Origin of the sequence: Fuscovulum sp. (assembly GCA_035192965.1) — a bacterium.
Classification (GTDB): domain Bacteria; phylum Pseudomonadota; class Alphaproteobacteria; order Rhodobacterales; family Rhodobacteraceae; genus Paragemmobacter.
Map to the genome: position 1 here is coordinate 2959989 of CP136571.1, position 20374 is coordinate 2980362.

Consider the following 20374-nt stretch of genomic DNA (forward strand, 5'->3'; position numbering starts at 1 on the left):
GGCCTTTGTTAAACGTTCGGATACCCGAGAAGCTTCTTTCTGAGCAGCCGGACCAAGTTTTCAATCGTTTCGACCGAAACGCCGTGTGCAATCGCACGTTCCGCTAAGACCTCACGACTGCGATCTTCAAGGATCCGCTTTCGCTCGATCTGTTCTGATCGCGCTCGATCAGCGCCAATCTCAAGCAGTGGCTTGCGTTCGCCGCTTTCATCGCCAGCCAAATCAAACTTGAGCTTGTCGTAGAGACCGATGAGAACAGAAACCGCCGCCGCCACCTCCATTCTATCCCTTGGGTGCATCTTCAATTTGGCTGCGGCCCTCTTGTTCGGTTTTCTTTCGCCGGACACGATGCGCGCTATCTGGCCCCTCAACTCAGCGGGAACAGTGCTTGTGGCAATCAGGTTTGCCAACATTGACGGGTCGCCATAGTCAAAGGCATCCAAGGCCCAAATCCAAGGCCATGCCGCCCGCAGCTCCGGTGAAAAGTAAAACCCGTCATGGGTAAATCCGAGATTGGCTGTTCGAGTCACGCCCGCGCCCCCATCTGCACCACCTTGGGCGCGGCCTCGGCCCGCAGGAACCGGCCCCACGCTGCCATCATCGCGCGGCGCTTCTCCACCATGTCACCCCGCCGGTAGGCCCGCTCAACCTCCGACCCTACGTTATGGGCCAGCGCTATCTCGGCCATGTCGCGGGGGTATTCCGTGCGTTCGGCCGTCCAGTCCCGGAACGTGCTGCGAAGCCCATGGGGGACCGCAGGGCGCTTGTTGCGAGGATCTAGGAACCCTGCCCTGCCCGCCTCCACCTCGGCCTCCTGCATCCGCCGCATGACGGCGCTCAGGCTCATGTCTGACAGGGCGCCACCCTTCACTGCGGCAAAGATGAATGCCGCGGGGTCTCGCTCATCCTTGGGCTTGATCGAAGCCAAAAGTGCCAGCGCGTCGGGCGTCAGGGGAACCCGATGCTCCCTGCCCGCCTTCATTCGTGCGCCGGGTATCGTCCAGATGCCGGAATCGTCGTCTATCTCAGCCCACGTGGCCCCCCTCACCTCACCAGACCGCGCAGCGGTCATGGCCAGAAACTCCATAGCGCGGGCACTCATCCCTTCACGCTTGCGAAGGTCAGAGAACCAGCGCGCGGCATCATTCAGGGCAAGGGCCGGGTGATTGTCCTGCTTCGCCACCTTCCCCGGTTTCGGCAGGATCGCGTCAAGGTTGCCCTTCCACCGCGCCGGGTTGTCTCCAGACCTATGGCCCGAGACCGTAGCCCACGCCAAGACGCTTTCGATCCGACCGCGAAGGCGGGAAGCGGTTTCGGTCTTGCTGGACCAGATCGGAGAGAGGGTCCGCAGAATGTCGTGCACGTCGATCTGCGCCACCGCCATCTTGCCCAGATGCTCCGCCGCGTAGGTGTCCAACGTTGCCTGCCACTGTTTGCGGTGCTTCTCGTTTCGGAACTCGTCCAGCTTCGAGGCCAGAAACTTCTCCACAGCCTTCTCAAAGGTGAGTGTCTGCTTTGGCGCGGGCGTGGGGTCTATGCCCCGCCAAATCGCATCCCGCTTCTCTGCGGCCCTCTCGCGGGCTTTGGCTAGGGAAACATCAGGATAGGGGCCAATGCCAATCTCCCGGCGCTTCCCGTCCACAACCGCCCGCAGAAGCCAAGACTTCGCGCCGTTTGGGGTGATCTGCAACAAAAGACCAGCCTGCCCTCCCACCGAATACGTCACGTTGCGGCCCTTGCCCGGATGCTCAAGGCGGCGAACCTCAAGAGGTGACATTTCCTTGGCGCGTTTCGGCATGGCGGAGACTTTCCTGACCAACATCTACCCGCCATAAAGATTGGCATTGTCTGATATTGATTGCAACGGCGTGTTACTGATTATTTTGCATGTCTATGTTTTCATTGATTTTTATTCAATGAAAACAATGGCGGCTGGCGGCCACCCTCTCCGCCACTCGCCCTCACGAAAGCGTTCTCCCGATCCGGCTGCGGCCGGATTTTTTCGTTGTTTTCGGAGGTTATGCGGGAGGGGCTTAGGGTCAGGACCCATTGATTTGCTTGTGGCCGCGCGGCCTGCGTGATTCAAGCTCCCGAACTGACGGGGGTGATGATGAGCAACCTTTTCTGGCTGTCCGATGAGCAGATGGAGCGGTTGAAGCCGTTCCTTCCGAAGAGCCATGGCAAGCCGAGGGTCGACGACCGGCGCGTGCTGAGCGGCATTATCTTCATCAATCGCAACGGGTTGAGATGGTGCGACGCGCCTAGGGAGTATGGCCCGCCCAAGACCCTCTACAATCGCTGGAAGCGGTGGGGCGAGATGGGGGTCTTTGCCCGGATGATGGAGGGACTGGCCTCCGAAGGCGGCGAGGAGAAGGTCGTCATGATCGATGCGACCTACCTCAAGGCGCACCGCACGGCCTCAAGCCTGCGGGCGAAAAAGGGGGGCCCGACGATCAACGCGGGCGCCTGATCGGGCGCACGAAGGGCGGGTTGAACACCAAACTGCACGCCGTGACCATGCCAAGGGCCGCCCGCTTCGGTTCTTCATGACGGCAGGCCAGGTCAGCGACTACACCGGCGCCGCGGCGCTGCTTGGCAGTTTACCGGCCGCGGAATGGCTGATCGCTGATCGGGGCTACGACGCCGACTGGTTCCGGGATGCGTTAAAAGACAAGGGGATACGCCCCTGCATCCCCGGTCGGAAGTCGCGCGGAAAGGCCGTCCGCTACGACAGGCGCCGCTACAAGCGCCGCAACCGCATCGAGATCATGTTTGGCAGGCTGAAGGACTGGCGCCGCATCGCCACCCGCTACGACAGGTGCCCGAAGGTCTTCCTCTCCGCCGTCGCTTTGGCCGCAACCGTCTTGTTCTGGCTTTGACGATCAATGAGTCTGGAGCCTAGATAGCAGACAGATTGCGGTAGATGCGGGCCTGAAACGCCGTGGGGCTTTATGGGCGCCGGTGACCCGGATCACCATTTTCGCCAACACGCGCAAGGCTGCGCAAAACGGATAGTCACATTCTGTCTGTCCTCGCACAGTGATTTCGCTGGGTGCATGCCTTGTCGCCGCCCCGCCCTCTGACCGAAACCAGCGCCACAGGAGCCGACATGCCCATTTCTCGCCTCACCGCTCTCGCCGCTGCCGCTGCCGCTGCCCTTTTGTCTGCCATGGCGGTTCCCGCCGCTGCAAAGGTCGTTTCCGAACCCCGAATGGCCTCGCATTGCGCGGAGGCGGCGGCGACCGAGCTTGGTGTGATGATGAACGATGTGCTCACCCTTCCGGTCGAACGGACCAGCGGCAAATATCACGTTTATGGGCAGTATCCCGCCAGCGGCCAGAACGTCACCCTGTTCGAATGCCAGTATGACGCCAACAAGAACTTCCTGAACATCAGCGTGCAGGGCCACCATGGCCACCACACCAACACCGCCGGTGCCGCGCCCCGCACGGCCCAGCGCGCCTGCACCGACATGGTCGGTGTTCCGGTGCAGATTGAAAAGGTCTCGCCGCTTCGTCCGGGTTTTCACGAGATCATCATGAAGGAAGTGAACTCTCCGCGTCGGGTGGCCTGCACGGTTTCCGACAGTGGCAGCATCGAGGATTGGGTCGAGATGAACTGATCCCGGTCGCATCACTGATTGTGTCCGCGTAACGAGTGATCAGGTCCGGGCGGCGTGGAATCCTCGTCAGCACTGCCCGGACCGGGTGCATGGTTTCCCTCCAGAGTAAGACATCCCCGTCATGACACCGGACCAGATCATTGCCGTCGTCACGGCTCTCCTTACCGGCGCACCTGATCCCGCCGCGTTTCCGGCGATTGCGGCGGGCGGCGCCGATCCGCGCTATCCGGTCATGATCGAAGCTTGTCCAGCGAGTTCCGTCCCCCCGACCGAGGTCGAGGGCAGCACGGTCATCTGCGGGCGTGTGAACGTGCCAGAGGATCACGGAAAACCAGACGGAACTCGTATCGATCTGGCCTTCGCGGTGCTAAAAGCGCGCACGCAAAGCCCGGTGCCCGACCCGGTGATCTACCTGCATGGCGGGCCGGGAGGTGGCGCGATCCTGGGACTTGCCGGCATCGTCCATCCGCTGTTCGACGGCTATCGGACACGCCGCGACGTGGTGACCTTCGATCAACGTGCGGCTGGCATCTCCTCGGACATGGTGACCTGTTTCAACACGCTCGGCGGCAATATCTTTGAACTTCTGGTGCCGGGTGCAGCGGCCGAAGGGTCCGATGACAAGCTTTTCAAGGATTGCGCGACGGAGCTTTCATCAAGCGGGAACGATCTGACCGCCTATAACACCGTTCAGAACGCGCTGGATGTTCAGGCGCTTATGCTGGCCCTTGGGTACCGGGAGTACAACATCTACGGCGTATCCTACGGCACGACCTTGGGGCTTGAGGTGATGCGCTCGGCACCGGACGGAGTGCGCTCGGTGGTGCTGGATAGCGTCAGCCCGCCGCAGGCCAAGGTCTATGATGAAAACATCAAGCCCGAAGTCGAATCCATCCAGGCCGTCATCGATCAATGCGCAGCGGATACCGATTGCGCAAAGGCCTACCCGAACCTCGAAGCTGTACTATTCCGCGTGGCCGAACAGCTGGAGAAGGCGCCGATCCCGGCTGCGCGCGGCAAGCCGGAAGTGACGATCCAGTCGCTGATCGACCTCTTCGCCAAGCGAAACCAGTTCGGTCGCCTGCCGAACGCGACCCGATTGATCCCGCTGATCCTGACGGAATGGGACAAAGGCGATACAACAACTTGGGACCTGCTGATTTCGGGGGCGACAAACGCACTACCTACGACTGCCCAACGAGTGGCACCCTTTGCCGATCGCCTGACACCAGACCAGCAGACGCTGGCCGGGCTCCTTCTCGAAATGGCCGCCAACGAAAGCCGGGAGGATCAGGCGCAGGCCGCCGCGACGCAGGCGCTGGCTGCATCGCTCAAGGCCCGCGCAACCGGGGCAAGCGATCTGTCGGGGCGGCTGGGCGATATGATGCAGGCCGCCGTCGTCGGCACCCGGTCAAGGGACGCCATGCTCGCCTTCCTGCAGGCAGTAGGTGCTCTTGTCCCCACACCGCCATCGCGCGAGGCGTTGCGCGACCTGATCACCACGCATGTTCCAGCGGCGGACCAGCCGGATGTTCTGGCCGTTCTCGACGCAATGACAGACGCAGACGTGACCGCGTTCTTTGCTGATATCTCCGGCCAGGCGCGGGGCGCGTTCCACAACGTAGTGGGCGGGATCGATCTCTTCGTCGTAGCTTGTCAGGAATCCATGCCCTTCAACTCGCGCGAAGGGTTCGAGGCCTTCAATGCCTCGGTGAAGTTTCCCTTCCTGCAACGCGATACCGGGTCTCAGGCGGAGATGTTCGATCTCTGCGAACTCTTCACGCCAGTCCCGCGCGAGGGGTACCATGAACCCGTTCAAAGCGACATTCCCGCCCTGGTCCTTTACGGATTGAACGACACGCAGACGTCATCGGCAGATGCACTGGACACGGCGGCGAACCTTGGCAATGCCCGCGCTTTGGGCTTTCCCGAGGCAGGGCATGGCGCACTGATCTTCTCTCAGTGCGCAAAGGACATCGGCATGGCCTTCATTGAACAGCCAGGGGCCGAATTGGCCACCGCCTGCATAGAATCCCTTAAACCGCAATGGGTGCTGCCGCCAGGATGATCCCGGTCAGGCCCGCCTGCGCAGCAGGGTTTCGCTCGGCTTCTCGCCAAAAGCGCGGGCATAGGCCTGCGAAAACCGACCCAGATGGAATAGCCCGCTATCCATCGCGACCGTCGTCACTTGCGCGTCCCCGTCCGCGGCCAGAAGCCGAGCACGAGCCTTCTCTAGCCTGATCCGGTTCAGCACATCTCGCGGGGTCAGGCCATCGTGGGTCTCGGCAAAAGCAAGTTGCAGGCTGCGCAGGCTGACGCCCAGAAACTTGGCGATGTCGCGCATCGCAAGAGGCTCATCGCTATGAGCATACATCAACTCTTCGGCCTGCCGCACACGATGGAAGGCGGGAAAGATGCGGCGGGATGATTGCTGTTCAATCGTCGCACCCAGCGCTTCGCAAAGCACATCTTCGATCAAAAAGCGTATCTCCTGTGTCAGCCGTGGCGGCGGTGCTGACGAGGGACGCACCAGCAGATCATCGGCCAGTTGCGGCAAGATGGCCGCAAGGGCCCGCCCAGCCCTTCCGGGGAAGGCAATCCCGTCTCGCGGAAAGACCGCATTGGAGGAGTTATCCAGTACCCGCAGCAGGTCTGCCATACGCGCAACCGGCACCTGCAGCGTTGCCGCTGCTCGCACGCCGCTCTTGCCTGCCCTGACGCGCGTGTGCCGTTCGTTCGGACGAAAGGCAAGCAGGCTGCCCGGTGACATGGCAAAATCATTGCCCGCTATCTTAAGGTCATAGCGTCCGGCGCGCTGGAACACGAAGGTGAAATAGTCCTCATCACGCATCCTGCCGCTGTACGAGGTTGATGACACCCGGCTGATGACCGCCTCTCCCGGACCAAGCAGCACCTGTTCCAAATGGAGATGACCATCGGGATCATCCAGCATCAGCCCAACGCTGCGGGGGTCAGTCTCAGGTTCCTCCGGCGCGGCTTTTGCCACACCAAGCAACATCCGGCGATGAAAGGTTGCGACTGACAATGTCACTACCATCCCTGTTTCAGGTCCCGGGTCCAGTTTCGGAAAACGCAGCCCACCGCTTACGACGCATTTCAGGAAGTTCGAACAGCTGGGGCGCCTCACGGCACGCGATCAGAGGACCACTTCTCTGTCCCTTTTCGCATATCGGATAGCGGCCTGCGGTCGTACGTGGCCACTGTTTACAACGTACATCGCCCGTACACGGCCGGACCAAATCAACTCTACCAATACGGGAAAGTGTAGTTTGAAGACCCGCTGATTCAAGGCCTGTATCGGTCCCAAAACCGCTGTTTTCCGGAAAGGATGATTGGTCCTGCCTAGTGATTTCGATGTTCCCAGTCACAACCAAACAGAAGGTCATAAAACATGCCGTCGCCCGTCACTCTTGTTGCCGCTTTCGGATTGCTTGCCCTCACCGCTTGTGTCGAGGCATCCATGTCAGAACCTGTCGTCGTTACCGGTGGTAATCTTACTGGGACCACGGCCACCAACTGCCGCGCCGCGATCGCACAAGCGATGAACCGTAACATCAGCGACGTGGTGATCTTTGACGTCTCGGAATCCGAAGCAGGCAATGTCGCGCAGGCTTCCGTTGCAGGGGCGGACCAGCCCTGGATCTGCCGCACAGACCGCAATGGTGTTGTGGGTCAGGTGATGTATTCCGGGCAGGGCTGAGCCCTCGGGGCGGCGCGGGCCCAATCGTCGGTGCCGCCTGAAACTTCGGGTGCAGTCTGGTTCTGATGCAGTCTGGTTTATCTGGGCCAACGCCGCAATCGGCCAGACAGCCTGCGTCCGCCAGATGTGTTTGCGCATGCGTCCTTAGCACACAGAAAACCAGACAGGAGGATCAGATGATCAGACATGCCATGATGACATTGGGGGCCGCCGCCATGTGTTTGCAGCTTGGCACAGCACCCGCTTCTGCCGAGATGAGCCATGACGAAAAGGTAGCGGCTGCGGCGGCCCTTCTGGGTATCGCCGCCCTTCTGCACAACAAGCATCACTACAAGAACGGCTACGCGCCGGCTGCGGGCGAGCAGGCCGCTGATTTCGAGAACTGCTATCGCGACGGCCTGCACGGCTATCCATACACCGAAAGCACGCGCGATTGTGCCGAAGGCTGGCAGGCCGGAAATGCGGAACGCGAAAAGGCCCGGGCCCATCGCCAGATCACATCCGCCGACCAGAAGGCCCCTCCCATGGCGATAAGGGGCTGCGCAAATCTCTTGGCCACGAACTTCGCCGTCGGCACCCACGCCGTTCACATCATCAAGGCCCGCTCCCCAAGCAAGCATGAATGGGAGATCGAAGCCAGCGTCGGCCACGAACATATGGTCTGCATCATGCGCGATACCGGCGAGGTCATCTCGGCGCGCGGCGGCAAGCTCTAACGCCGCCGGTCCCACAAGCAGAGCGTGGCGCGTGCGCGCGCAGCGGAAAAACGCCCCGGATAATAGGAAGACATGATGACCCGGCAACTCTTCGCCGAAGCCTTAGGCACGTTCTGGCTCGTTCTTGGCGGCTGCGGCAGCGCCGTGCTTGCAGCCGCCTTCCCCGAGGTCGGCATCGGCTTGCTTGGCGTCTCGCTCGCCTTCGGCCTAACGGTCCTGACCATGGCCTATGCAGTGGGCGGCATCTCGGGCGGTCATTTCAACCCGGCGGTCAGCCTCGGTCTCGCGCTGGCCGGGCGGTTCGAAATGCGCAACCTCCTCCCCTACTGGCTCGCACAGGTGGCGGGTGCCATCGCCGCGGCAGCGGTGCTCTACGTCATCGTTGCTGGAAAGGCAGACTTTGCCGGCGTGGGTGGTTTCGCCGCGAACGGATATGGCGCGGCCTCACCGGGCGGGTTCGGGTTGACCTCGGCCCTGGTGACCGAGGTGGTGATGACTGCCTTTTTCCTGATCGTCATTCTGGGCGTAACTGAAAAATCAGCCCCGGCAGGCTTCGCCCCCATCGCAATCGGGCTATGCCTGACGCTGATTCACCTCATCTCGATCCCCGTCACCAACACTTCGGTCAATCCGGCACGGTCCACGGGGGTGGCGCTTTTCGCAGACGGTCCGGCACTGGCGCAACTTTGGCTCTTCTGGGTCGCGCCATTGACAGGAGCAGCCGTCGGCGCAGGAATCTGGAGGGTACTGTTCGCGGATGACTGACCTAGCCAACCGGCATTCACTTGGTCAGGTTTCCGGCCTTACATGCGTCTGTCCGATATTCCGCATCAGCCAGACCCCATAGATCGCGTTTGGCAGCACAAGAAGAATTGGCAGGAATTGCGTCAGGTCCGAACCGGCGGCAGGCGTCACTGCCTCCACCGGAAGCGTGCCTTCGGAGGCTACATTCCCAACTGCCCCGGACAGAACAAAGGTCGCGAAATCCCACAGCGCGTGCACGATGATCGGCGGCCAAAGTGAACCGGTCCGCAACCGAAGCGCGATAAACACAATCCCGCTGAGAAAGGCCGCGCAGGATTGCAGCAGCGCCGCCCACAGATTGCCGGTGACAAAGACATTCAGGCTGTGCATCGCGCCGAACGCGACCGATGTCAGCAACACCGCAGGCCAGATCGAAACCGAATGGCGGAACGCCTGCAAAAGCGCACCGCGCAACATCAGCTCCTCCGAAAAACCGACAAGCATTGTGTTGAATAGAATGATCAGCAGCGTCGTAGCGGGCGGCAGGCCAAAGACTGTGGCCGTGCCAAAGGCCACGACGATGTAAATCATCGGCAACCAGGTCAGCCGCCAAGCCCGCACCTCTGGCCACCGGTTCAGCGCGACGTCATGCCAGCCCTGCCAAAGGACAACGCCAAGGATGAAACCGCCGGCGGCCAGCCAGCCCCAGCCGATGCCACTTTTCACACTGCTCGCAAGGTCCGTTTCGCCCCCGCTCGTCATATTCCCGACGATGATCGTGATTGCCAGCCAGCAACCAAAGGCGATCAGTGCAAGTGCAAGCCGTCTGTTCATCGACACAGTCCTTTCGCAATCGTCCTGCATATCCTTTGCCGGACCCAGGGGCATCGAGCAACACTACCCGCAAGTCTGCCGCGCAATATCCGCAACGCGAAACCGGATAGCGACAGACAAGCCCCCTGCCTTCGTCTTTCGGATAGTGCGGGAAACATATCAGCGGAATAGTGATCGCACGGCCCCTTCGATCACCCCGGAAAAACGGAGATGAACATGCCCCTCGTCCGTGCCCTGTCGCCTCTGTTCGCTGTCGCCATGGCCCTCATCCTCGCATCACCCGGCACCGGACAAACCCAGCAAACCGAAACGGTCACCGCCACGGCAGCAGCCGCAGGAACCGTGATCAAGGGCAGCATCCGGGGCGACGACAGCATTGACTATCTGGTTTCGGCCGAGTCAGGCCAGCGTCTCTCGGTCGATCTCTCTGCCTCCAACACCAGCCTCTATTTCAACATTCTGCCCCAAGGTTCGGATGAAGCGATCTTCATCGGTTCGACGTCCGGCACCGTTGCAGACATCCCTGTCCCAGCGACGGCCACCTATGTGATCCGTGTCTACCTCATGCGGAGTGCCGCGCGGCAGGACGAGCGCGCGGACTACGTTCTGGGGATCGGTCTTTACGGTGCGGATTTTGCAGACGGTCTTGCGGGCGGGCCGGACTGGTGGGCCGTCGCAGGCCTGACCGAAGGGGCGCTGAACATCCGGTCTGGCCCGGACTCGCGCTATCCAGTTGTCGGCAAGGCACAAAACGGAGAGGTGATGCAGAACCGCGGCTGCCGCCTGACCCGTGGTACACGTTGGTGCAGCATCCGGGTGGACGGCTCAGGTGTCCAAGGCTGGGTGGTGGGAACATTCCTCGCGGAAGCGGCCGCTCCCGCGAAGCCCGAGATGCCGGAGGGGGGGCCAATCGGCAACGGCACGCCCTTCGACGCGACGGGCGTTGTCAACTGCGCCCTCATGCTGGACGAGGCAATGCGCACCTGCCCGTTTGGTGTCGTGCGCGAAGGTCCAGGCAATGCCGGCGTCTGGATCGCGCTTGGCGACGGCAGGGAACGGGCGATCCTGTTCGAGGGCGGCATCCCAGTCTCGGCCAATGCCGACCTGCCGCTCAGCTATGAAAAGTCGGGTGATCAATTCACGGTAACCGTTGGCCAGGAGCGCTATGTCTTCCCCGAGGCACTCGTCACGGGCGGCTGATCCTGCCGGACATAGCAATCATTCGGGCGGTGCCTCTTCTGGCACTTTCCCTGACATGAGAGAGCAACCACGCACGGAATGTGCCTCGATCGAGAGAACTGTTTTCTGCTGATTGCGCAGCACTTGTCTGCCGGGCAATCGAAACCCGCTGATGGGCGACCAGCCGCATCGTTCCTCCCGGGTGTACAGAACTGCCTATGGTTGAATGAAGTGACACAGTACTCGGTCAGGAGCGGCAATCGAACCGCAGCCTTGGATCGGGCTAGAAAGCAGACATTTCTCCATTGCAAAGCAAGAGCCGGTCCCCGCCCATTGCGCAGAGAAGGGCGCTTACGGCCCATAGCAGACGGTCGAGCGGAAGGATTTCAGTGGCAGTTTTGTGAAAGCTTGGCATGTGGTCGCCCCCTGCGTTTAATGCTTGAGGATGCGGAACTAGAAGCCAACATTGAAAACTCTTAAGTATATAAATTTATTATATTTAATTTGAAATATCGAAGATTGCCGTCAGTCCCACGATCGTTGCACCCGGCTTTTGGCGTTAAGACCGGGTACATTTTTGTCTCAATGGAAACGTGATTGATCCATAGGCTCAGCGAGGGATGCCCAAGCCGCTCATGTTGTCCCGCATAGTGCGGGTCGCCTTCCACGTTTCTGCATCTGCCACATCGCCTGGCAACCGAAGTGGCTGTCAGGCATTGGGGCTATGAAGCAGATGGCGGGCGTGTCAACCAGACCCGACGGCATGGGGAACAGGGTGGTTTTTCTGGTCTCCTGCCCTGACCAACGCAATGGTAGCCGAGCCTTTGTCCCGTCCGTCCGTTGTCTGTTTCACCCGCCCGATCTGCAAGATCGGGCGGGTGCCGGTCAGTGATGATGCTCGGGCATCCGGCTAAGTTCATCCTTGGTGTGATTGCTTGTGGCGTGGACGGTGCCGCTCTCGTCGCGCATGAAGGCTAGCTCGCTTGTCATCAGGGCAACTGGTTTCGCGCCGATGCCCAGAAAACCGCCGACATCGACGATGACCTGCGATCCGGCGCCGACACCATGAAGATGCGAAACAGTGCCGATTTTCTCATCATCGCGGCCATAGACTGCAGCATCGGAAATGATGTCGTCGGTCAGTTCGGCATCAGCAAGACGTGTGTGGGTGGAATGGTCCATGAGTTTCGATCTCCTCAAACGGATCCGAGCAATTGCGCTCAGAGGACCAACCCGCAGAACGTGTCCGGGTTCCTTGGATCGGTAGTCCGGCTTGCGGGAACCATCATCGCCCTCCTGCGTTTAAAAACATTCGCATTTCGGGTTCTGGCTCGGAAATCCATGCCATCCGCCGGGTCAAGCCGGAACCAAGAAAAGAGGTCACCGTGCGAGTTTTTCTGCTTTCCCTTGCCGCCATCTGCCTGCTGGCGGGCATTCTTCTTTACTCGCAATGGGGCGAGACAGCGACGGTTGCGGAAGAGCAGGGCTACGGCACGAGCCCCACCTTGCCGGAACCCAACGCAACATTGATCCCTACGGTCAACATAGCGCCTGCAACGACTTGGCCCGAGGGTGCGACACCTGAGGCCGCCGAGGGATTCACGGTGGTTCGTTTTGCTGGCGGTCTTGACCACCCGCGGTGGCTACACGTCCTGCCGAACGGCGACGTGCTTGTTGCTGAAACAAATGCACCGGCAAAGCCACCGGGGGAGTTCAGCCTGCGGGGATGGGTGATGAGCAAGGTGATGGCCAAGGCCGGCGCGAGGGTCCCAAGCGCCAACCGCATCACTTTGCTGCGCGATGCAGACGGGGACGGGGTTGCTGAGATATCCTCGACCTTTCTTGAAAACCTGAACTCACCCTTCGGGATGGCTCTGGTCGGATCAACGCTCTACGTGGCCAACACTGACGCCATCGTTGCCTTCCCCTACACGACCGATGCGACACAGATCACAGAACCAGGCACCGTCATTGCCCCGCTGCCTGCTGGGCCAATCAATCATCATTGGACGAAGGACATCATTGCCAGCCCCGATGGCGGTACATTGTACGCGACCGTTGGCTCTAACAGCAATGTCGGCGAGAACGGAATGGAGAACGAGGAAAGCCGTGCCGCCGTGCTGGAGGTAGACGTGGCTACGGGCGCCACCCGTGTCTTCGCCTCGGGTATCCGCAATCCGAATGGCCTGTCCTGGCAGCCTGACAGCGGTGCCTTATGGGTGGCCGTGAACGAACGCGACGAGATCGGCAGCGACCTTGTGCCCGATTACATGACCTCGGTGCAGGACGGTGGGTTCTATGGCTGGCCGTACAGCTATTACGGTCAAACCGTCGACACGCGGGTTGACCCGCCGCGCCCCGATCTGGTGGCCGCGGCGATCAGCCCCGACTATGCACTGGGGGCCCACACCGCACCCCTCGGGCTGACTTTCAATGACCGCGACCTGTTTCCCCCACGCTACGCGAACGGAGCATTCGTGGGGCAGCATGGGTCTTGGAACCGAACCCCGATTGCGGGCTACCGCGTGATCTTCGTGCCGTTCGCGGATGGCTTGCCCGCAGGCCCGCCCGAACCCATCCTGACCGGCTTCGTTGATGCCGATCAAAAGGCCATGGGCCGCCCTGTCGGCGTGGCCTTCGATACGTCAGGCGCGCTGCTGGTCGCGGATGACGTCGGTAACATCATCTGGCGGGTTTCACCGACGGATACGGCTGTCGATCCGGTCCAATCAGCGCCCGCTCCCTGATCATGTTTGCTTGAAAGGCAGAACAAGATGTCCGCACCACAGACAAACATCGAAAAGCAGAAAAAGCGGCACAAGGGCCCGCTAATCGGAATGGCACTGGCTGTGGTCTTCGGGGTCGGCTTGATCTTCTTCTGGTTGATGGACGAAGCGGCGGACGGGCAATCACCCCTTGATCCAGAGCCCGCATCAGAAGCTACCACAGCACCACAGGCGGGAGCCGCGCCAACCGGGAACACGCCGTGACAGGAACGGTCCAATTCAGACCGGGCGCATTTCCGAACACTTGGAGAATGGGGCTGTTCTCATGAAACGCGCCACGCGTCTTGTCGTGACCTTGCCGTGACTGCGTGGTTGGGCACTTATTGCGGGCCCGCACCGATACCGGCCGATCTCATGTTGCGCTGGAACTTTGACCCGCTTGCACTGGCCGTGCTGGTCGTGCTGGCAATATGGGCCGTGCGCAGCCAATCCGGCTGGGCTGCGGTAGTCGTGCTTGCCTTCGCCTTCCTGTCGCCGCTTTGCGCCCTGTCGTCAGCGCTGTTCTCGGCGCGCGTGGTGCATCATGTGTTGCTCGTTGTGGTGGCCGCCCCACTGCTTTCGTTGGCGCGCCCTGCTCGGGCAGGGTCGGGCGTCGCGATGCCCTTTGTACTGGCGACCAGCGTGCTTTGGCTGTGGCACATCCCTTACGCTTACGATGCCGCGTTGGGGCACATGGGTCTGTATTGGGTCATGCAGGCAAGCCTGTTCGGTACCGCTGTATGGTTCTGGCGCGCGGCGTTCTCGCAGCCGGACGGGTCAGGGGCGGGGTGGGTGTTCCTCGCATACCTAGCGATGGGAATGTTGGGGGCGCTGCTCACGTTTGCACCTTCGGCGCTGTATATCACGCATGCCACAGCGCCTCTGTCCTGGGGACTTGCGCCCCTGCAAGACCAGCAACTCGGCGGTCTGATCATGTGGATGCCTTCGGGCCTGTTGTTTGGGGTCTGGGGGGCGATGCTCGCCCGCCGGGCCTGGCGCGGTATGGGAGAGGCAACATGACCTCGCTCGAAGAGCTGGTCCCGCATCTGAAGGGGCTGCACCTCGGATTCATAGCCATCTGGGTGGCGGGGCTGGTCGCTTTGCCCCGGATGCTTGCGCGCCATGATCGGGCGATCTTGCAGGCAGAATTCGCGCAGATCCGCCGTGCGACGCATTTCGGGTATATCTGGGTCATTACTCCCGTCGCGATCCTGGCGATATTTACGGGATCGGCGTTGATCTTCGCCCGCGAAGTCTTCACCGCGTGGATTTTTGCAAAGCTCATCCTTGTCACAGGGCTTGTCGCCATACACGCATGGGTCGGCCACACGATCATTGCCGTGGCCGAAACCGAAGGCACCCATGAACCGCCCGAGCCACTGGTTCCAACGATCCTCACATTAAGTCTGGTGGTCGGTGTCCTATGCCTTGTTCTGGCCAAGCCAGATCTGGGCAACCTGCCGATACCGTCGTGGCTTTTGCAACCTTTGGGCCGTCATTTGCCCTTTGATACCCCCAGACCATAGTCAAAAACGAGCTTTCCGCCATGCCAACCCGTAGCCGCCGCCACGAGGACCGCAAAGCCGGACATGAGGATGCCCCAGGGCAAAATGGCGGATTCATATCCGGTAAGCCGCCAGCCCCAATTCGGCCCCAGCAGAGACAACAGCATGATGGCAATGACGAAGTGCGTCCAGGCTGCGGCGCGGATGCGGATACCGGGGACCATCAGCAATTCCATGGTCCCGCTGGCGCCTGCCATAAGACCGAAAAGAAAAGCAGTACCCGTCGCCCAGAGCGCCGCCCAGGCCCAACGCTCCTGACCCGACCACCAATAGAGCAAGTCCGCCCCAAAGGCACAAAACGTCAGGGCAACCGGAAAGGCCACGGTCATGGCATGCAGCGGATGGCCCCAGATCGCAAAGCGGCTTTCGGTTTCCTGAAAGGCGGGAACGTTGGTCACCGGGTCTTCGAACGGGGTAATGTCCTCTGCCCCTTGCGTCATCTTCTGTGTCACCGGAAGCTCCTTCAAAGCGTTGCGCTTGGAGTAACGCTCCAGATGACAACGGGTTGCGAGAAACAGCTGTCGATACTGCATCCTGCGGGACCAGCAGCCCGGACAATCGCTGATCTATGGTGGATCATGCTGGCCTGCGGCGTTGCGATCTTTGCTTTGGTCATAGGTTTGCTGTTTGCCGCCTTGCGCCATAACGCCAGTCCGCCGGGCGAAAATGCAGACCAGCGTGCAACGCGCGTCTGGATGTGGGGACTTGGTCTCGGCTTTCCACTGGTGACCCTTGCGGCGCTAACCATTTACGGACTGGTGATTGGCGAGCGGCTGATGCCACGAGATGCATCAGATCTTGTGACCGTTCAGGCCGAGGCGCGGCAATGGGCGTGGACGTTTCGATATGCTGGGGCTCCAGTTCCCGCAACGGAAGGTGTTCTACACATTCCTGCCGGCCGCCCAGTAAATGTCGAAATCACCAGCACCGACGTCATCCATTCTTTCTGGGTGCCACGCCTGGCGGGCAAACTTGATGCGGTCCCAGGCCATGTGAATGTGCTGCGGATCGAGGCTGCAAACCCGGGCATCTATGCGGGGCAAAGCGCAGAGTTCAGCGGGCGCGGCTACCGCGAGCATGTGTTTTCGGTGCAGGCGCATGACGAGGCATCTTGGGCCGCATTTTTGCGCGAAGCCACCCCATGACCAGCACGACATCCAAGCCGCTGCCGCGTGGTAAGGCGCTTCCGTTGCACCGCGCGCTGAGCCGCATCTGGGGCTCCGAACCAGGGTGGCGCGGCTGGTTGACCACCAGCAATAACAACGACATTGGCATCCTGTTTCTGATCGTCGCCACGACCTTCTTTGTGACTGGCGGTATACTGGCCATGCTGATCCGGGCGCAGCTTGCCACACCCGGCTCGGCCTTCATGGCGCCTGAGGTATATAACCAGATCTTCACGATGCATGGCACCGTGATGATGTTCCTGTTCGCCATCCCATTTTTCGAGGCGATGTCGATGCTGATGCTTCCCGGCATGCTGGGGACTCGCGATCTGGCCTTCCCGCGATTGGGCGCCTACGGGCTCTGGGTCTATATCTTCGGCGGCAGTGCCGTGATTGTCGCCATGCTGATGGGATTGGCCCCCGATGGCGGCTGGTTCATGTATCCGCCCCTGTCTTCAGCGGCGTTTTCCCCGGGCATCGGGGCCGATGTCTGGCTCCTCGGCATAACGTCGATCGAGGTCTCAGCCATCGCGACAGCGATCGAGGTCATAGTCACCGTACTGCGATATCGCGCGGCCGGAATGTCGCTTTCGCGGCTGCCTATCTTTGCTTGGTTCATTCTGGTTGTGTCAGTGATGATCCTGACGGCGTTTCCGCCAATGATCCTCGGATCATTGCTGCTGGAAGTTGAACGGGCGCTAAACTGGCCGTTCTTTCAAGTGGAGAATGGTGGTGATCCTCTGCTGTGGCAGCACCTGTTCTGGCTGTTCGGTCACCCCGAGGTTTACATCATCTTCCTGCCTGCAGCGGGCATGATCGCCACCATCTTGCCGGTGATGGCCCGCACCACTCTGCTCGGCTATGGCTGGGTCGTGGCGGCTGCGGTGTCGCTGGCGGTCCTCAGCTTCGGGCTCTGGGTCCACCACATGTTCACAACAGGTATCCCCCATATGGCGCTCGCGTTTTTTTCCGCCGCGTCGACTCTGGTGGCGGTCCCGACCTCGGTGATGATCTTTTCTTGGATTGGCACGCTGTGGAGGGGCCGCGTCGGGATGGCCCTGCCTATGCTTTGGATTCTGGGGTTCTTCGCAACCTTCGTGATCGGCGGGCTGACCGGGGTGATGCTGGCCGTGGTACCGTTCAATTGGCAGGTCCACGACACCCATTTCGTTGTAGCACATCTGCACTATGTCCTGATCGGCGGTTATGTGTTTCCAATGGTTGCGGCAGTCTATTACTTCCTGCCGTTGCTGACCGGGCGGACACGTTTCTTCAAGCTGGGCGAGGTCGCGTTCTGGCTGGTGGTGCCCGCGTTCCACATCACATTCCTTGCGGTGCACATGGCAGGGCTGCTGGGACAGCGCAGGCGGACTTGGACCTATGATGCGGGACAGGGATGGGAGCTCCTGAACCTTGTGGCCTCAGTCGCGTCATTCGTCATGGCCATCGGCTTTGCTCTGGTCATTCTGGATGTTGCGGTGAATGCCCTCGTCGCGGTGCGAGGTCGTCGCAACCCCTGGGGCGCGGGCACGCTGGAATGGGCAGCGGCGATCCCGTCTCCTGCCCACGGATTTGCTTCGATCCCCGTGGTTCGGGGACGCTATCCGCTGCACGATACCCCAGACGTTGCGCTGCGCATCGCACGGGGCGAGGGCTATCTGGGCGACGCATCCCGCCACCGCCGCGAGACGTTGATCGTATCCACGGCACGCGGCGCGCCTGCGCAGGTGGCGGTTCTGCCCGGTAATTCCTTCCTGCCATTCCTACTTGCGGTGGTGACGAGCACCTCGTTTCTGGCGCCGCTGTTCGGTGCCTACCTTGTGACGGGACTTGCGCTCATCGGTGTGGTCGCCGTGGCGCTGTGGTGGGTCTGGGGACTGGGATCGCGGGGCGATGAGGGCCCGGTCAACGTTGGGCATGGAACGATGCTGCCTTTGGCGTCAGAAGGGCGAGACCCGCCCGGTTGGTGGGGGTCACTGTTTCTGTTGCTGGCGGACGGGGTGCATTTCGGCTCATTGCTGTTCGGGTATGCCTTCTTGTGGACTGTGGCGCCGAATTGGCCGCCACCATCGTATCTGCAGCCAGGTGGATGGAGTGTGGCGCTGGCACTGGCGGGCGCAGTCGCGCTGGTGGCGGGGCCCCGCCTTGCAGTGCGCGCGATCGGTCAGTCCCGTAAGTCTTGGCCCGCCATTGCGCTTGGCCTGGTCGGGGCCGCGGCGCTGACAGCGGCTGCGGCGACTGTGATGCTGGACAGGCCGAACCCCGCCGGCCATGCCTATGATGCAACGCTCTGGGTTCTTGCTGGTCATGTGGTTTTTCACGCCGCGCTGACCGCCATAATGCTCTGCTACCTCGCCGCGCGGGTTGCGGCAGGCTATGCTTCCCCTGCGAGGATTGGCGAGGCTCGGATCGTATCACTCTGGGCAGATTTCACCGCAGCGACCGGCCTTGTTGCACTCGGGGCAGCGTGGATGCCAGGGGCGTTCGGATGATCGAGATCTTCCGCCTTTCGCTTCCATTGACTGTCTGGCTCACCGGTTTCAGCGCGCTCTATGCACTTCAGGGGGTTGCCTGCTCGCGCCACTGGTCCAGCGAGATGGACGCTCGCTTCGTCCTAATCGCAGCATGGGGTTTTGCGATCGTTTTGCAAGCGGTGATCCTATCGGCTGTCTCGTTTCGCCCGTCCCCATCGCGCATGGTGCAGGGGGTCGCGATGGCGCTTGCCGTAGCTGCCCTTGTGGCGACAGTCTGGACATTTCTGCCGGTGCTGACCCTCACGGTCTGTCGCTGAAATCAGCTCGCATGGGTTTTTTCCCCGCGCTCCGTCGAACAAGCCATCGGAGACCGATTTTGCCTCTGTCTAATGATGGCGGATGCGCTGCCTGCAGCACTTTCAGCAGACCGTCCTTCAGGAGTAGTCAACGAGGGACAGTTTAAGAATAGTTCGAGATTTGTGTGAACCTTGCGGGTACTTCCGCCTGCACATCTCGTTTGAGCGGGAGCGCTGGGACGTGAAATGGAAAATGCTCACACGTATCCATCGCGAAGACCGGACAACCTCGGGCACATGTGATGCGCGCAAGCACGGGCTCAAGATCCCAGTGGTTGTGGGTGTCCCTCGGAGCCGAACTTGAGGGTAGTGTCTCAGTTTGAAGTCCAGCAACATTGACAGAGGATCACCCAGTGTCTCGTGTTCCTTTACCATTAGGGCAAAGCATAGGGAGGCGAGTCTATGGCGGGCAAGTTCGGCATTAAGGTTCAGGGTATCAGCGGAGTTGGTATAACGGTTGAAGCTTTGCCGTTGGTTTCGCTGTGCTTGACGGCTGGCGAAGTCGACTGCGAGATTGAAAAATTGAAAGCAGACTTGGATGCCACTGCGATCGAAATGAAGGCGGCTATTTCGCGGCTACAAAGCACGACATTGTTTGGAGGTGAGGATGCCTGAAGGCCCGGATTGAGAGAAGTGCCCAGCGGATGCGTCTGGTCTGGCCATGTTGATCGGCAAGATTGCTCCTAGCGATGTCAAGAACGTTGCGCTCGATGATGGTAACGACCGTGCCGCAGCAAAACCGTGCGAGAAGCATTCCCCGCCATTCCGCTGCTGTTGTTTTCATTTGCCATCGTCACCTTTCTTCTGTGGATCAGTCAGATCCTGACCCGGCTGTTTTTGCGATCGCTTGGCTTTGTTGTTCGGAGCAACGCGGGGTTTTTTAGCAGGATCAATCCCCTGCTGACGCTCATCAATCATGCCGCCTTTCGCCCGCAATTCTTTGCTTGAAGGGGCTTTTCCGTACATATCATTCTCCATCTGCTTGCAGTCTTTTGCCGTAAAGAACGAACGAAACGGGCCTTCGTTCCCTGTCAGATCGACACGAAAGCGACGGCTCCCGCTCTCATCATGAGATTAAGGCCGCATTGTAAACGTCCGCTCGGACCACCGGTTCCGTGCTCCCCACGCATTACCATTGTGACGCTGCGGAACGCCGCCAGCACGTCCGATTACGGGAACGGACCGGCAAATATGGGCGTTGCAATCCTGTTGGGTGACCAAGCGGTCGGCTG

The 20374-nt window shown here is 60.7% G+C and carries 23 protein-coding genes; 16 read left to right on the forward strand and 7 right to left on the reverse strand.

The window, feature by feature from the left end; translation table 11 throughout:
- Window positions 1-8 precede the first annotated feature (8 nt).
- Window positions 9-530 (reverse strand): hypothetical protein, encoded by a 522-nt coding sequence (locus RSE12_14530; GenBank protein ID WRH61579.1) that lies wholly within the window; start codon window positions 528-530, stop codon window positions 9-11.
- Window positions 527-1822, reverse strand: a complete 1296-nt coding sequence (locus RSE12_14535; GenBank protein ID WRH61580.1) for an integrase arm-type DNA-binding domain-containing protein — start codon at window positions 1820-1822, stop codon at window positions 527-529. Before RSE12_14535 ends, RSE12_14530 begins: the two co-directional genes overlap by 4 nt.
- A gap of 288 nt (window positions 1823-2110) precedes the next feature.
- Here RSE12_14535 and RSE12_14540 point away from each other — a divergent pair, with 288 nt between their 5' ends.
- The 4 genes from RSE12_14540 (at window position 2111) to RSE12_14555 (ending at window position 5690) form a co-directional block, all read left to right on the forward strand.
- The gene (locus RSE12_14540) at window positions 2111-2470 is read left to right on the forward strand and encodes a transposase (protein WRH61581.1); all 360 of its coding nucleotides are present in this window, start codon (window positions 2111-2113) and stop codon (window positions 2468-2470) included.
- Window positions 2388-2879: an IS5 family transposase gene (locus tag RSE12_14545; protein ID WRH61582.1), complete on the forward strand. Its 492-nt coding sequence runs from the start codon at window positions 2388-2390 to the stop codon at window positions 2877-2879. The genes RSE12_14540 and RSE12_14545 overlap by 83 nt, the downstream gene beginning before the upstream one ends.
- Window positions 2880-3109: 230 nt before the next feature.
- Window positions 3110-3622, forward strand: coding sequence for a hypothetical protein (locus RSE12_14550; protein ID WRH61583.1), 513 nt, complete (start codon window positions 3110-3112; stop codon window positions 3620-3622).
- Between the two features lie 121 nt (window positions 3623-3743).
- Entirely contained in the window at window positions 3744-5690 is a 1947-nt protein-coding gene (locus tag RSE12_14555; GenBank protein WRH61584.1) for an alpha/beta fold hydrolase, read from the forward strand.
- Window positions 5691-5696: 6 nt separating this feature from the next.
- Here the strand turns inward: RSE12_14555 and RSE12_14560 are convergent, their stop codons facing one another.
- The gene (locus tag RSE12_14560; GenBank protein WRH61585.1) at window positions 5697-6575 is read right to left on the reverse strand and encodes a helix-turn-helix domain-containing protein; all 879 of its coding nucleotides are present in this window, start codon (window positions 6573-6575) and stop codon (window positions 5697-5699) included.
- A 609-nt stretch (window positions 6576-7184) separates the two neighbouring features.
- On the opposite strand from RSE12_14560, the gene RSE12_14565 reads away from it, so the two are divergent.
- From RSE12_14565 to aqpZ, 3 genes are all read left to right on the forward strand, one after another.
- On the forward strand, window positions 7185-7343 hold the full coding sequence (locus RSE12_14565) for a hypothetical protein (GenBank protein WRH61586.1): 159 nt from the start codon (window positions 7185-7187) through the stop codon (window positions 7341-7343).
- Between the two features lie 176 nt (window positions 7344-7519).
- Entirely contained in the window at window positions 7520-8059 is a 540-nt protein-coding gene (locus RSE12_14570) for a hypothetical protein (protein WRH61587.1), read from the forward strand.
- 75 nt (window positions 8060-8134) lie between these two features.
- A complete protein-coding gene (aqpZ, locus tag RSE12_14575) occupies window positions 8135-8824 on the forward strand; it encodes an aquaporin Z (GenBank protein ID WRH61588.1) in 690 nt (229 codons plus the stop codon).
- A 24-nt stretch (window positions 8825-8848) separates the two neighbouring features.
- Here aqpZ and RSE12_14580 read toward each other — a convergent pair whose 3' ends face one another.
- Window positions 8849-9637 (reverse strand): CPBP family intramembrane glutamic endopeptidase, encoded by a 789-nt coding sequence (locus RSE12_14580; protein ID WRH61589.1) that lies wholly within the window; start codon window positions 9635-9637, stop codon window positions 8849-8851.
- Window positions 9638-9853: 216 nt separating this feature from the next.
- Between RSE12_14580 and RSE12_14585 the strand changes: the two genes are divergently transcribed.
- Window positions 9854-10837: an SH3 domain-containing protein gene (locus RSE12_14585; GenBank protein ID WRH61590.1), complete on the forward strand. Its 984-nt coding sequence runs from the start codon at window positions 9854-9856 to the stop codon at window positions 10835-10837.
- 864 nt (window positions 10838-11701) lie between these two features.
- Here the strand turns inward: RSE12_14585 and RSE12_14590 are convergent.
- Window positions 11702-11998 (reverse strand): PRC-barrel domain-containing protein, encoded by a 297-nt coding sequence (locus tag RSE12_14590; protein ID WRH61591.1) that lies wholly within the window; start codon window positions 11996-11998, stop codon window positions 11702-11704.
- 203 nt (window positions 11999-12201) lie between these two features.
- Between RSE12_14590 and RSE12_14595 the strand changes: the two genes are divergently transcribed.
- The 4 genes from RSE12_14595 to RSE12_14610 all read left to right on the forward strand — a co-directional run bounded on the left by RSE12_14595 (window position 12202) and on the right by RSE12_14610 (window position 15107).
- The gene (locus tag RSE12_14595) at window positions 12202-13563 is read left to right on the forward strand and encodes a sorbosone dehydrogenase family protein (GenBank protein WRH61592.1); all 1362 of its coding nucleotides are present in this window, start codon (window positions 12202-12204) and stop codon (window positions 13561-13563) included.
- Window positions 13564-13590: 27 nt separating this feature from the next.
- Window positions 13591-13806 (forward strand): hypothetical protein, encoded by a 216-nt coding sequence (locus RSE12_14600; GenBank protein WRH61593.1) that lies wholly within the window; start codon window positions 13591-13593, stop codon window positions 13804-13806.
- Window positions 13807-13956: 150 nt separating this feature from the next.
- Complete coding sequence (locus tag RSE12_14605) at window positions 13957-14601, forward strand: cytochrome c oxidase assembly protein (GenBank protein ID WRH61594.1); 645 nt, start codon at window positions 13957-13959, stop codon at window positions 14599-14601.
- Complete coding sequence (locus RSE12_14610) at window positions 14598-15107, forward strand: CopD family protein (protein ID WRH61595.1); 510 nt, start codon at window positions 14598-14600, stop codon at window positions 15105-15107. Before RSE12_14605 ends, RSE12_14610 begins: the two co-directional genes overlap by 4 nt.
- Here the strand turns inward: RSE12_14610 and RSE12_14615 are convergent.
- Window positions 15077-15586, reverse strand: a complete 510-nt coding sequence (locus RSE12_14615) for a DUF2231 domain-containing protein (protein WRH64834.1) — start codon at window positions 15584-15586, stop codon at window positions 15077-15079. The genes RSE12_14610 and RSE12_14615 overlap by 31 nt on opposite strands.
- Window positions 15587-15640: 54 nt before the next feature.
- Between RSE12_14615 and RSE12_14620 the strand changes: the two genes are divergently transcribed.
- The 4 genes from RSE12_14620 to RSE12_14635 all read left to right on the forward strand — a co-directional run bounded on the left by RSE12_14620 (window position 15641) and on the right by RSE12_14635 (window position 19757).
- Window positions 15641-16291, forward strand: a complete 651-nt coding sequence (locus RSE12_14620; GenBank protein ID WRH61596.1) for a cytochrome B — start codon at window positions 15641-15643, stop codon at window positions 16289-16291.
- Window positions 16288-18804 carry a cbb3-type cytochrome c oxidase subunit I gene (locus RSE12_14625; protein ID WRH61597.1) on the forward strand — a complete coding sequence of 839 codons (2517 nt, stop codon included), beginning with the start codon at window positions 16288-16290 and terminating at the stop codon, window positions 18802-18804. The genes RSE12_14620 and RSE12_14625 overlap by 4 nt, the downstream gene beginning before the upstream one ends.
- Entirely contained in the window at window positions 18801-19103 is a 303-nt protein-coding gene (locus RSE12_14630; GenBank protein ID WRH61598.1) for a hypothetical protein, read from the forward strand. The genes RSE12_14625 and RSE12_14630 overlap by 4 nt, the downstream gene beginning before the upstream one ends.
- Window positions 19104-19544: 441 nt before the next feature.
- Window positions 19545-19757: a hypothetical protein gene (locus tag RSE12_14635; protein ID WRH61599.1), complete on the forward strand. Its 213-nt coding sequence runs from the start codon at window positions 19545-19547 to the stop codon at window positions 19755-19757.
- Window positions 19758-19922: 165 nt separating this feature from the next.
- Here the strand turns inward: RSE12_14635 and RSE12_14640 are convergent, their stop codons facing one another.
- Window positions 19923-20120: a hypothetical protein gene (locus RSE12_14640; GenBank protein WRH61600.1), complete on the reverse strand. Its 198-nt coding sequence runs from the start codon at window positions 20118-20120 to the stop codon at window positions 19923-19925.
- Window positions 20121-20374 lie beyond the last annotated feature (254 nt).